8 protein-coding genes and 1 pseudogene are annotated in these 11,869 nt (G+C 72.3%); 4 read left to right on the top strand and 5 right to left on the bottom strand.

Annotated features, from left to right (window positions below; all coding sequences use genetic code 11):
• The 3 genes and pseudogenes from DQW85_RS35400 to DQW85_RS35390 all read right to left on the bottom strand — a co-directional run.
• Positions 1–599, bottom strand: a pseudogene (locus DQW85_RS35400) (hypothetical protein); the annotation flags it as partial.
• Positions 596–1,870, bottom strand: a complete 1,275-nt coding sequence (locus tag DQW85_RS35395) for a hypothetical protein (RefSeq protein WP_240197644.1) — start codon at positions 1,868–1,870, stop codon at positions 596–598. The pseudogene DQW85_RS35400 and the gene DQW85_RS35395, both read right to left, overlap by 4 nt.
• Entirely contained in the window at positions 1,867–3,285 is a 1,419-nt protein-coding gene (locus DQW85_RS35390; protein WP_162795638.1) for a Wzz/FepE/Etk N-terminal domain-containing protein, read from the bottom strand. Before DQW85_RS35390 ends, DQW85_RS35395 begins: the two co-directional genes overlap by 4 nt.
• A gap of 345 nt (positions 3,286–3,630) precedes the next feature.
• On the opposite strand from DQW85_RS35390, the gene DQW85_RS35385 reads away from it, so the two are divergent.
• A complete protein-coding gene (locus DQW85_RS35385; RefSeq protein ID WP_240197643.1) occupies positions 3,631–4,743 on the top strand; it encodes a glycoside hydrolase family 26 protein in 1,113 nt (370 codons plus the stop codon).
• Positions 4,744–4,796: 53 nt separating this feature from the next.
• Here the strand turns inward: DQW85_RS35385 and cysC are convergent, their stop codons facing one another.
• A complete protein-coding gene (cysC, locus tag DQW85_RS35380; RefSeq protein WP_113704108.1) occupies positions 4,797–6,011 on the bottom strand; it encodes an adenylyl-sulfate kinase in 1,215 nt (404 codons plus the stop codon).
• Between the two features lie 69 nt (positions 6,012–6,080).
• A complete protein-coding gene (locus DQW85_RS35375; RefSeq protein ID WP_113704107.1) occupies positions 6,081–6,797 on the bottom strand; it encodes a class I SAM-dependent methyltransferase in 717 nt (238 codons plus the stop codon).
• Positions 6,798–6,984: 187 nt separating this feature from the next.
• Between DQW85_RS35375 and mfd the strand changes: the two genes are divergently transcribed.
• The 3 genes from mfd to mazG form a co-directional block, all read left to right on the top strand.
• A complete protein-coding gene (gene mfd / locus DQW85_RS35370; RefSeq protein ID WP_113704110.1) occupies positions 6,985–10,473 on the top strand; it encodes a transcription-repair coupling factor in 3,489 nt (1,162 codons plus the stop codon).
• A gap of 28 nt (positions 10,474–10,501) precedes the next feature.
• Positions 10,502–11,101: a SurA N-terminal domain-containing protein gene (locus DQW85_RS35365; RefSeq protein WP_113704106.1), complete on the top strand. Its 600-nt coding sequence runs from the start codon at positions 10,502–10,504 to the stop codon at positions 11,099–11,101.
• A 3-nt stretch (positions 11,102–11,104) separates the two neighbouring features.
• On the top strand, positions 11,105–11,869 hold a 765-nt coding region (gene mazG / locus DQW85_RS35360; RefSeq protein WP_113704105.1), incomplete at its 3' end, for a nucleoside triphosphate pyrophosphohydrolase.

Here is an 11,869-nt window from a genome sequence, read left to right as displayed (position 1 = left end):
GCCAGCAACTCGGCGGGCACCCGGCGCCGCCGCCGCGCGAGCAGCCGCGCGGCGCGCAGGGGAGACACGCGGCGCGCGGACGAGGAGAGCAGTGCGACGGGGGGCGGTGCCACGGGGAGCGGTGCCACGGGGAGCGGGGACACGGCCAGGACCGCGAGGTCGCGCCACCGCCCGTGGTGGAGGACGGTGGGCGCGACGACGGCCTTGAGCGCCTGGTCGGCCATCTTCCACAGCGCCGCCGCCTCGTTGTCGATCAGCTCTCGGGCGCGCGCCGTGTCGCCGATCTTCACGTACGCCAGCAGCTCGCCACCCGAGTACGCCTCCAGGACCGGCTTGCGGTTGGCCCGGCGGGCGGGGCGTACGTGTGGCACGGTCTCCACCCGGGTCGCGAACACCTCGCTCAGGTGCGTCTCGATCGACCCCTCGACCGGCAGCATGACCGCGCGCCCGGCGTGCCACCACCTGCGCGGAGCCAACCGGCGCGGCAGCAGCGGATGCGGCAGCACGCTGTAGGCCCGCGTGGCGGTGTCACCGGTTCGGGGGTAGAGCAGGCGGACCGTGTCGTCGAGGTAGCGCAGGCGGGTCTTCGCGTCGTTCACGGGGAGTTCCTCCACAGGAGGGCGAAGGAGACGAGGTAGAGGATGAGCGGCGTCACCAGCCCGTCGTAGACGAGCATGTAGAGCAGCACGAGGCCCATCACCAGCACGCCCGCCAGCCCGATCGGGCTGCGGTCGGACCAGTGGCGGCGGATCGCGCCGAGGAAGAACGCCACGTAGAGCGCCGCCCCCGTGAACCCTTGCGTGATGATCAGCAACCAGAGCTGCCCGTCACTGCCCAGCGGAGGGTGGCCGCAGCCGGCGCACCACGGGGTCTTGCCGGTGGTGATCGTGCGGTGGTTGCCCATGGCGTTGCGGGTGTTGCCGTAGCCGATGACCGGGGAGTGGGCCGCCGCCCTGACGGTGGCCGACACGGTGAAGGCCCTGATGTCGTTGGAGTGGGGGTTGTCCAGGCGCTGCCCGACCAGCGCCGACAGCGGGCTGAGCGCGAACGCCAGCGCACCGGCCGCCGCCACCGCGCACACGACCGCCCGGGTCCTGCCCGCGACCCTGACGACCAGGTAGAGCGCGGCGAGCCCGAGCCCGATCCACAGGCCCCGGTTGAGCGAGTAGACGATCGGGATGGCGGCCAGGCCGATCAGCACCACGGCGAGGACCCTGCGCGTCCGCCCCCCGTACACCCACCAGCCGACCACGAACCAGATCAGCAGCACCGACACGTTGCTGCCCCACGCGTTGGCCCATTCGAACGGCGCCTCGGGCCGGGGCGAGGCGTAACCGAGCACCTTCTGCGTCTGGGCGGCAGTGGGGTGGATCAGGTTCTGGACGAACGGGTTGCCGGCGATCCAGTCGGGCAGCACCATCTCCACAGGCGAGGTGAACGCGAAGCCGGGCGCGAACACGCCGAGCAGCCCGCCGGCCACGGTGGTGACGAACAGCGCGCCCAGCATCCGTACGAGCCGTGCCTGCGGCAGCTCCCGCTCGGTCAGGTTGCCCAGGTAGAGCACCATGACCAGCAGCGACACGTAGAGCGCCAGCCGCATGCCGTAGCCGACGACGCGGCCCGCGCCCAGCTCCCCGTACGTGCCGGGCGGCGTCTCCGACAGCATGAGGGCGCTCAGCGCGTAGCCCGCGAGCAGCAGCAGCCACAGCCCGAACCCGTGCGGAACCCTGACCGGCCTGCGCCGCCACAGGATGACCGCCATCGGAGCCGCCAGCACGATCACCGACAGCCCGCCGAAGCCGAGCGCCCACCACACGGGATAGCCGACCAGCAGGGCGGCGATCGGCCAGGCGGGCCCTCTCGCGATCACGACGGTCTTCCGGGCGGATGGGACACCGCCTGCATCGGGGTGGTCTCCGACGTCACGCCGGAGCCGCTCGCGGAGCCGTACCCGTAGCCGGGCTCACTCGTGGAGGCGCTCGTGGAGCCGCTACCGGAGATCGAGACCTGCTCGGCGCCCGCGACGAGCTTGCCCAGCGGGGTGCTGGGGCGCGCGGGCACGGCCTGCTCGGGCGCCGGGGCGCCGGGCTCGGGCACCGAGGTCACCACTCCGAGGACCGGCACGTGCTGCCTGCCCAGGTGGTGCACGACCGCCGCCACCTGCTCCGAGGTGGCCCGGCCGAGCCCGACCACCAGCACCGCGGCGTCGGCCCGTGCCAGGTCGCCCACGTCGGAGCCGTCGAGCACCGACAGCGACGTGCTCGCCGCCAGCGATCCGGCCACGGGCGACACGCCGTGGCCGGTGGGCACGGCCCGGACGAGGAGCCGCTTGCCCGGGCAGGCGGCGATCACGGTGGAGGCCAGGTCGTGCACCACCTCCGCGGCGGTCGCCGGGCCCGTGGCGACGGCGGAGGGGGCGCCGGGCAGGGCGGCGATGACCGGGAGGCCGGTGAGGCGTTCCACGTCGGCCGGGGTGCGCAGCCGGGTGTCGAGCCGGTCGCGGACGGTGGCCGCCGCCGAGCCGAGGAGCAGCCCGAGCATGAGCCCGGTCCCCAGGTAGAGCGGCAGGCTGGGCGAGCTGGGCGCGCCCGGCGGCACGGCCTCGCTGATGACCGAACCGGGCGTCACCGTCGTCGTCTTCAGCGTGTCGTACTTCAGCGTGAGGCTGTAGGTCTGCCGGTTGAGCACGCTCTGCCGGTGCGCGGCGAGCGTGTGCGCGGCGGTGCCCTTGCGCAGCCCTTCGAGCTCCTTGGTCACCGCGTCGAGGCCGGAGTTGACCTGCCTGAGCTTGGCGAGCATGGCCCGCTGCTGCAGCGCGATGGCCGCCTGCGCGCCGGCGGTCCGGTTGGCGAGGTACGCCTCCGCGTAGGCGCGCGACTGGGCGGCGGCGGCCTCGGGTGCCGCGGCGGTGACCGAGATGGACAGCACCGCCGAGTTGGGCGGCACGGACACCTCGACAGGTGCCAGCACTGGGGCGTGGAGCAGCTTGGCGGCCCGGGCCGCGACCACGGCCGACTGCGCCACCTGGGCCTCGGTGTCGAGGTTGAGCGGCTCGCGCTGCCGGTTGGTGACCTGGTTGCCCTGCTCCTGCGTGCCGACCGCCGCCACGAGCACCTGCGTGGTCGCGGTGTAGGCGGGCGGGGTGAGCCGCAACAGCGCCAGCCCGGTCGTGCCGCCGGCGAGCGTGAGCCCGAGGAACAGGAGCCAGCGCCTGCGCAGCAGTGAGAGGTGCTCCCCGAGATCGGTGCCGGACCGGCGGGCCGGGGCGTCCGGCGGCAGGCTCATGAAGCTCCCTTGGAGTGTGTGCGCTGAGTCGCCCTCCGGCGACTCAGCGTCACGGCCGAGGTGTCCGCCCACTATAGGCGGGGCGAATGAAGCCATGGTCGAATACAGAAGATTTTCTGCCGCACGGCTCGCGATTCCGTGCCGCGATAATGCGAAATTCCGGGATATTTCCGGGGGCGGTGTACCCATTCCTACCAGCGAGAACGCCCGCACCGGCTGCGGTCATGGAAGCGGCGTGGCATGGTTCAGCTTTGATGACGGGGGCCACGGAAAAGGGGTTGGGCGGTTTTGCTGCTACCGGACATTTCACAAAAACGGGCCACGCCGGCGATCACGCCGCCCGTCGTGACGCTGGTCACGGCGACGGTCATCGCGGCGGTCATCGCGGCGGTCATGACGCTGGCCGGCTGCTCGGAGGCCGAGGGCTCGCGCGCGCGTCCGCGACAACCCGCGGCCCAGGAACGAGTCCCGCCGCCGGGGGAGAAGGCCCCGCCCGGGAGGACGCCGCGCGGCGAGGCCACGCCCGCCTGCGCGGTCACCGCCAAGCTGATCCCGTCCTGCGGCGCCTGGTGGGGCATGGCTCCGGAGATCTTCACCGGCGTGCCGGTGGACCGGGCGCTGAAGGGGGCGGAGTCCCGGATGGGCGCCCGGGCCGACGTGGTCCACGTCTACCACCGGGGCAAGGAGCTGTTCCCCACGGAACGGGAGATCGGGCTGGCCCGCGACCCGGCCGGCCCGAGGCTGCTGCTCGTCAACTGGAAGCCGTCGATGGAGCACACCTGGGCCGAGATCTCCGACGGCGCCGTCGACCGCCGGATCGACCGCCTGGCCGGCCACATACGGCGCGCGTTCCCGGAGCGGTTCTTCCTCACGATCCACCACGAGCCCGAGAACGACGTCGTCCCCGGCCCCGGCTCCGGCATGCAGGCGGCCGACTACGCGGCCATGTACCGCCACGTGGTGCTCCGGCTGCGCGAGGGGGGCGTGACCAACGCCGTCACGGTCATGACGTACATGGGCGCCCCCAACTGGGCGGCCAAGCCCTGGTTCGAGGAGCTGTACCCGGGGGACGACGTGGTCGACTGGGTGGCGATGGACCCCTACGCCGACAGCAGGGTGAGCGACTTCGACGGCCTCGTCAACAAGACCCGCGACGACTACGCCCGCTGGCCGGGGTTCTACCGGTGGACGCAGCTGCACTTCCCCGGCAAGCCGGTCATGGTCGCCGAGTGGGGGGTGTTCGAGCGTGCCGGCGACCGCTCGTTCAAGCGGGAGTTCTTCGAGTCCGTACGCGCCCGGATGCGCGCCTACCCGCAGATCAAGGCGCTGCTCTACTTCGACTCACCGCACGCGCCGCGGGGAGACACCGGCTTCGACACCGAGCCCTCGGCGGGCCGGGCGTTCAGCGAGCTCGCGCGAGACCCGCACTTCCGCTCGACTCGCGTGCCGCGGCCCTGATCCGCCCCGCCACGCCCTCGGTGAGGATCCGGCGATCATGAGGAGATCTGCCGTCAGCGGACCCAGCCTCCGTCGCGCAGGCCCGCCAGCACCTGGCTGACGGCCGCCTCGATCGAGATGCGCGTGGTGTCGATGACCAGGTCGGCGTCGTCCGGCTCCTCGTAGGGGTCGGAGACGCCGGTGAACTCGGGGATGAGACCGGCGCGCGCCTTGGCGTACAGGCCCTTGCGGTCGCGGCGCTCGCACTCCTCCAGCGGGGTGGAGACGTGGACCAGCAGGAAGTCGGCCCCGACCGACTCGACCATCTCGCGCACCTCCGCCCGCGTGGCCGCGTAGGGGGCGATGGGGGCGCAGATGGCCAGGCCGCCGTGGCGCGCGGCCTCGGAGGCGACGAAGCCGATGCGCCGGATGTTGAGGTCGCGGTCGCCCTTGGAGAACGTCAGGCCCTTCGACAGCAGGCTGCGCACCACGTCGCCGTCGAGGTAGGTGACGGTGCGGCTGCCGAGCTCCAGCAGCGCGTCGCGCAGGCCGCGGGCGATGGTCGACTTGCCCGAACCGGACAGGCCGGTGAAGAACACCACGAGCCCCCTCCGGTGGGGCGGGCCGGGGATGCTCACCGGCTCGGGCCCGGCCAGGTGCTCGGTCGCGCCGTAGGCGGTGGCGACGTGCTCGCGCAGTTCCAGGTCGATCTCGGGCTCCTCGCGCTGCGCGAGCGGGACGGGGACGACGAGCGTGCTCTCCGGCAACTGGTCCCTGGCCCGCAGCGCCGCCCGCACCACGGCGGGGCCCGCCTCGCCGTACGAGAGGGGGAGCAGCACGGTCACCGCGTCGAGCTCCTTGGCTGTGGCGGTGATCTCGGTGAGGTCGTCGAGCGGCGCGCGCATCGTGACGACGAGCGCCGGACGGCCGTCGAGCAGCTCGCGGACCTGTGCGGGGGTGCGGTGGAGCCGGGCGAACGGGCCGTGCTCGGGCGCGCCCAGAGCGCGGACCGGACCGGACGCCAGGCCCTCGGGCCCGCGCTCGGTCACGGTCACCACGGCGAGTGGCGCCCCCTCGGGGTCGAGCAGCGTGACCTCGTCGCCGGGGGCGGCCTCGGGCGGGAGGCGCAGCGTGACCGGCGCCGGCCACGGCGTGCCGTCGGCGAGCGTGCCACGCTCGTGCACCGCGTGCAGGTCGTCGTGGCCCAGGAACCCCGTCAGGGGCTGGAACGCTCCGGACAGGAGCAGCTCGAGGTCGGCCAGCTCCCGCGCGCCGGGGGTCCACTCCACGTTCCGCCATCCCAACTATTCCGATTGAATTGGTAGGAAAAGAGTCTAGCGACTGATATCAGTGTGTCACTAGATGAGCCGGGCGAAGTGGTTCTGCGGTTTCCTGATGACCATGGTGATCTCGTCGTGCGACGACGGGTAGCGGCCGCGGGTCAGCCTGTCGGCGAGCGCCACGGCGGCGCGGCCGGCCCGGCCCAGGGCGGGACCGCTCGTCGCCGTGCGATCGTCGGTGATCATGAGCCCGCGGCTCAGGCAGAAGGCGTGGATGCCGTCGTGCGAGGTGATCGGCTCGTACACGGCGGGCAGTGGGCCCGGTGTGCCCTCGGGCACGAGGCGGCGCCAGAGGAGCCGCCGCAGCCACGACGGCGTCAGGCGGTCGCACAGCCCGTAGGCCGACCGGCGGTCGCGCATCCGCAGCAGCACCAGCCCGCCGGGCCGCAGCGCCTGGAGGAGCCGGTCGAAGACCAGCTCCGCGTGGTGGATGCGCTCCAGCAGGAACGACAGCTGGATCACGTCGACCGACCTGGGGCGCACCGGCGCGGACCGCAGGTCCCCCAGCGACCACCGGGCCAGGTCGGCGCGCTCCTCGACCACCCTCCTGACCGCCGGCAGGTCCTCGTCGACGCCCATCACGAGGGTGTCGATCCGGTCGAGCGCCAGCGGCTCGTCGCGCGCGCACCCGGCCACCAGTACGTCGAGCCGCCGGCCGAGCTGCCCGGCCCACTGCTCGCGGACCCGCTGATCGAAGAGGTCGCCTCGCCGGGCGACCGACCGCACTTCAGACATGTGACTTAGCGTAGTCACTCCATGACGATACGTACGGGATTTCCCTGCTCGGCCACTTCAAACCGGCCGGAGACGCCCGGGGGCGCCGGGGGGCACCGCCGGGAAGTACGCTTGGGGGCTGAGACCCCCGCGACCTGACCCGGCCGGGGGTAATCGTGTTGCCGTCGTGGGGCTGTGGGCGTATCTGATGAGTCTTTCCGGGCTGCTTGACCTTGTTGCCGCCGACCCGAAGCTGACCGCCGCTCTCGAAGAGGGCGGCGACGTCGCGCTGGTGGCGCCCGCGGCGTTGCGGCCGTTCGGCGTGTCCGCGCTCGCCGGGCACGACCGGCGGACCGTGCTCGCGGTCACCGCGACAGGCCGTGAGGCCGAAGACCTGGCCGCCGCGCTGACGAGCCTCGTCGAGCCGTCCACGGTGGCCGTCTTCCCGGCGTGGGAGACGCTGCCGCACGAGCGGCTCTCGCCCCGCAGCGACACGGTGGGCCAGCGGCTGGCCGTGCTCCGGAGACTCGCGCACCCGGTCGCGAACGACCCGGCGGCCGGGCGGCTCGACGTGGTCGTCGCACCCGTGCGCGCGCTGCTTCAGCCGATCGTCGAGGGCCTGGGCGACCTGGAGCCGATCCGGCTGCGCGCGGGCGACGACGCCGATCTCGAGGAGGTCGTGGAGCGGCTGGTCGACAACGGCTACCACCGGGTCGACATGGTGGAGAAGCGCGGTGAGGTGGCCGTGCGCGGCGGGCTGCTCGACGTCTTCCCGCCCACCGAGGAGCACCCGCTCCGGCTGGAGTTCTGGGGCGACACGGTCGAGGAGATCCGCTGGTTCAAGGTGGCCGACCAGCGTTCGCTGGAGGCGGCGGGCGACGGACTGTTCGCGCCGCCCTGCCGCGAGCTGCTGCTGACCGGCGAGGTCCGCGACAGGGCGCGCGAGCTGGCCGAGCTCCACCCGGCGCTCGCCGAGGTGCTCGACCAGCTCGCCCAGGGCATGCCGGTGGAGGGCATGGAGGCGTTCGCGCCGGTCCTGGCGGGCGAGATGGACCTGCTGCTCGACCACCTGCCCGCCCGCTCCGCGGTGTTCGTCTGCGACCCCGAGCGCATCCGGGGGCGGGCCGAGGAGCTGGTGCGCACGTCGCAGGAGTTCCTGGAGGCGTCGTGGATCAACGCGGCGGCCGGTGGCGAGGCGCCGATCGACCTCGGCGCCGCGGCCTTCCGCACGCTGGAGGAGATCCGCGACCACGCCGACGCGCTCGGCCAGTCGTGGTGGACGATGGCGCCGTTCGGCGGCGGCATCGAGCTCGACGCGCAGGACTCCGAGGCCTACCGGGGCGACACCGCCAGGGCGCTGGCCGACATCAAGGGATGGCTCGCCGACGACAAGGCGGTCGTGCTGCTGAGCGAGGGCCACGGCCCGGCCGAGCGCATGGTCGAGGTGCTCAAGAGCGTCGACGTGCCGGCCCGGCTGCGGAGCCATCTCGACACGCCGCCCGAGCCGAAGGTCGTCCACGTCACCACGGGCCTGATCGAGCACGGGTTCGTCACGCCGGGCCTGGCCGTGCTCACCCATCTCGACCTGGTCGGCCAGAAGGCGTCCACGAAGGACATGCGCCGCCTGCCGTCCCGCCGCCGCAACATGGTGGACCCGCTGCAGCTCAGGGTCGGCGACCACGTGGTGCACGAGCAGCACGGCGTGGGCCGCTACGTCGAGATGGCGCGGCGCACGGTCCAGGGCGCCACGCGCGAGTATCTCGTCATCGAGTACGCCAAGGGCGACCGCCTGTACGTGCCCACCGACCAGCTCGACGAGGTCACCCGCTACGTCGGCGGCGAGGCGCCAACGCTCAACCGGATGGGCGGCGCCGACTGGGCCAAGGCCAAGTCCCGGGCGAAGAAGGCGGTCAAGGAGATCGCCGGAGAGCTCATCCGCCTCTACTCCGCCCGCATGGCCTCGCCCGGTCACGCCTTCGGCGGCGACACGCCGTGGCAGCGCGAGATGGAGGACGCCTTCCCGTACGCCGAGACCGGCGACCAGCTGGAGGCCATCGACGAGGTCAAGCGCGACATGGAGCGCGGCGTCCCGATGGACAGGCTGATCTGCGGCGACGTCGGTTACGGCAAGACCGAGATCGCCGTGCGGGCGGCGTTCAAGGCCGTGCAGGACGGCAAGCAGGTCGCGGTGCTGGTGCCGACCACGCTGCTCGTGCAGCAGCACATGTCGACGTTCACCGAGCGCTTCTCCAGCTTCCCGGTCACGCTCAAGCCGGTCTCCCGCTTCCAGAGCGACGCCGAGGTCAAGGGCACGCTGGAGGGGCTGCGCTCCGGGGCCGTCGACCTGGTCATCGGCACCCACCGCCTGCTCAGCCCCGAGGTGAGGTTCAAGGACCTGGGCCTGATCATCATCGACGAGGAGCAGCGGTTCGGCGTCGAGCACAAGGAGGCCATGAAGCACCTGCGCACCCAGGTCGACGTGCTGGCGATGTCGGCCACGCCGATCCCGCGCACGCTGGAGATGGGCCTGACCGGCATCCGCGAGATGTCGACCATCCTCACCCCGCCGGAGGAGCGTCACCCGATCCTGACGTTCGTCGGGCCGTACGAGGAGAAGCAGATCGCCGCCGCCATCAGGCGCGAGCTGATGCGTGACGGCCAGATCTTCTTCGTCCACAACCGCGTCGCCTCCATCAACCGGGTCGCCGCCCGCGTGCGCGAGCTCGTCCCCGAGGCCCGCGTCGCGGTCGCCCACGGGCAGATGAACGAGCACCAGCTGGAGAAGATCATGGTGGGCTTCTGGGAGCGCGAGTACGACCTGCTGGTCTCCACCACGATCGTGGAGTCCGGTCTCGACGTGCCCAACGCCAACACGCTGATCGTCGACCGGGCCGACAACTACGGCCTGTCCCAGCTCCACCAGATCAGGGGCCGCGTCGGGCGGGGCAGGGAGCGGGGGTACGCCTACTTCCTCTACCCGCCGGAGAAGCCGCTCACCGAGACCGCGCACGAGCGGCTGGCGACGATCGCCCAGCACACCGAGATGGGCGCGGGCATGTACGTGGCGATGAAGGACCTGGAGATCCGCGGCGCGGGCAACGTGCTGGGCGCCGAGCAGTCGGGCTTCATCGCGGGCGTCGGCTTCGACCTCTACGTCCGCCTGATGGCCGAGGCCGTGCAGGAGCAGAAGGCCAAGCTGTCCGGCGTGGAGGTCCAGGAGGAGCAGCACGACGTCAAGGTCGAGCTCCCGATCAACGCGCACATCCCGCACGACTACGTCACCTCCGAGCGGCTGCGGCTGGAGGCGTACAAGCGGATCGCCGCGATCTCGGCCGAGATCCACATAGCCGAGGTCCGCGACGAGCTCACCGACCGGTACGGCAGGCCGCCCGTCGAGGTGGACAACCTGCTGGAGGTGGCCCGTTTCCGCGTCAAGGCCCGCCAGGCCGGGCTCACCGACGTCACCCTGCAGGGCCAGAACATCAAGTTCGGCCCGGTCAGGCTGAAGGAGTCGCAGCAGGTGCGGCTCGACCGGCTCTACAAGAAGGCGATCTACAAGCAGGCCGCGGAGACGCTGCTCGTGCCCGTGCCGAAGACCAAGCCGCTGGGCGGGCAGCCGCTGCGCGACCTCGACCTGCTCAAATGGTGCGGTGACCTCGTCGAGGCGATGTTCCTCGAGCCCGCACGGGTAAGCTAGCCGCGGTTTTTGTCGGAAAGGGACGCACGTGAAGTCGATTCGAGTGGCTGTGGCCGCTGCCGCCGTCGGTGCGAGCTTCGTCGCGCTGACCGCCTGCTCCTCCCCCATGGAGGCCGGCGCGGCGGCCGTCGTCGGGAGCCGGCGCATCTCGGCCGCCGATCTCAACAGGAACGTCCGGGAGTACGAGGCCGCGCTGAAGAAGGCGGGCGTCCAGCCGTCACAGCTGCCGCTGCCGATGACCCAGTTCGTCCTGCTGCGGATGACCGAGCAGAGCCGCTTCGAGCAGCTCGCCAGGAAGTTCGGGGTGCAGGTCAGCGAGGCCGAGATCGACGCCGCCGCGAAGGACCCGGGCCAGGCGGGCTCGCCGGAGATGAACCTGCTCGCCAAGGGCGTCTCGCCGGGCAACGCGCGCGCCTTCGTACGCGCCGAGGTGGGCCTGACCAAGCTGGCCGACAAGTTCGGCGGGCGGCAGAACCAGCAGGCCATCGCCAAGCTGACCCAGGAGTACAACTCGATCAAGCCGGTCTTCAGCCCCCGCTACGGCACCTTCGACCAGCAGCGCGGGTTCCTCGACGCGGGCCGCTTCGGCAAGGCCGCCCCGCAGGACCAGCAGCAGCCGCAGGGCTGACCCATGCCGCTGATCGTCGTCACCACCTCGCCCCGGGTCCCGCCCGGCCTGCTGAGCCACCGGGCGTGGCGGGCGCTGGCGGCCGGTCCGGTGCTGACGGGCTCCGAGGACCATCCGCAGCTGCCCTACCTGGCCGAGGCCGGGGTCGAGGTGACCGTCGTGACGCCCGACGCCCGGCGGCTGGCCCGGGAGGCGGTCGAGGGCACGGTCGTCTGGCTCGGCGACGACGACGAGGACTTCATGCGCGCGGTCGGCCACGCCGCCGTCGCGCTCGACGAGCCGCCGGTCATCGAGGTGGTGCCCGGCTCGTACGACCTGCCGGGCGCCCGGGTGCTCGACCTGGTCGCGGTGATGGACAGACTCCGCGCCGAGTGCCCCTGGGACCGCAAGCAGACCCACGAGACGCTGGTCCCGTACCTGCTCGAAGAGGCCTACGAGGTGCTGGAGACGATCGAGCTGGGCGACTACCCGGCGCTCCGCGAAGAGCTGGGCGACCTGCTGCTGCAGGTGGTCTTCCACGCCAAGGTGGCCGACGGCTTCGACATGGACGACGTGGCGGCCGGGATCGTCGAGAAGCTGGTGCGGCGCCACCCACACGTGTTCGGCTCGGTGCGGGCCGAGAGCGCCGACGAGGTCAACGACAACTGGGAGGCCATCAAGGCCGCCGAGCGGGCCGCCAGGGGCGAGCAGCCGTCGGCGCTCGACGGGGTGCCGCTGGGCCAGCCCGCGCTGTCGCTCGCCGCCCAGCTGCTGCGCCGCGCCGAGCGG

The organism is Nonomuraea lactucae (assembly GCF_003313395.1).
Taxonomy (GTDB): domain Bacteria; phylum Actinomycetota; class Actinomycetes; order Streptosporangiales; family Streptosporangiaceae; genus Nonomuraea; species Nonomuraea lactucae.
Note: the sequence above shows the minus strand (reverse complement) of the source record. Positions and strands in the feature narration are given on the sequence as shown.

What these genes read in the sequence shown, in the direction of transcription:
- DQW85_RS35390 (WP_162795638.1), bottom strand. Translation starts at nt 3,285, where the DNA reads ATGAGCCTGCCGCCGGACGCCCCGGCCCGCCGGTCCGGCACCGATCTC.
- DQW85_RS35375 (WP_113704107.1), bottom strand. Translation starts at nt 6,797, where the DNA reads ATGTCTGAAGTGCGGTCGGTCGCCCGGCGAGGCGACCTCTTCGATCAG.
- mfd (WP_113704110.1), top strand. Translation starts at nt 6,985, where the DNA reads ATGAGTCTTTCCGGGCTGCTTGACCTTGTTGCCGCCGACCCGAAGCTG.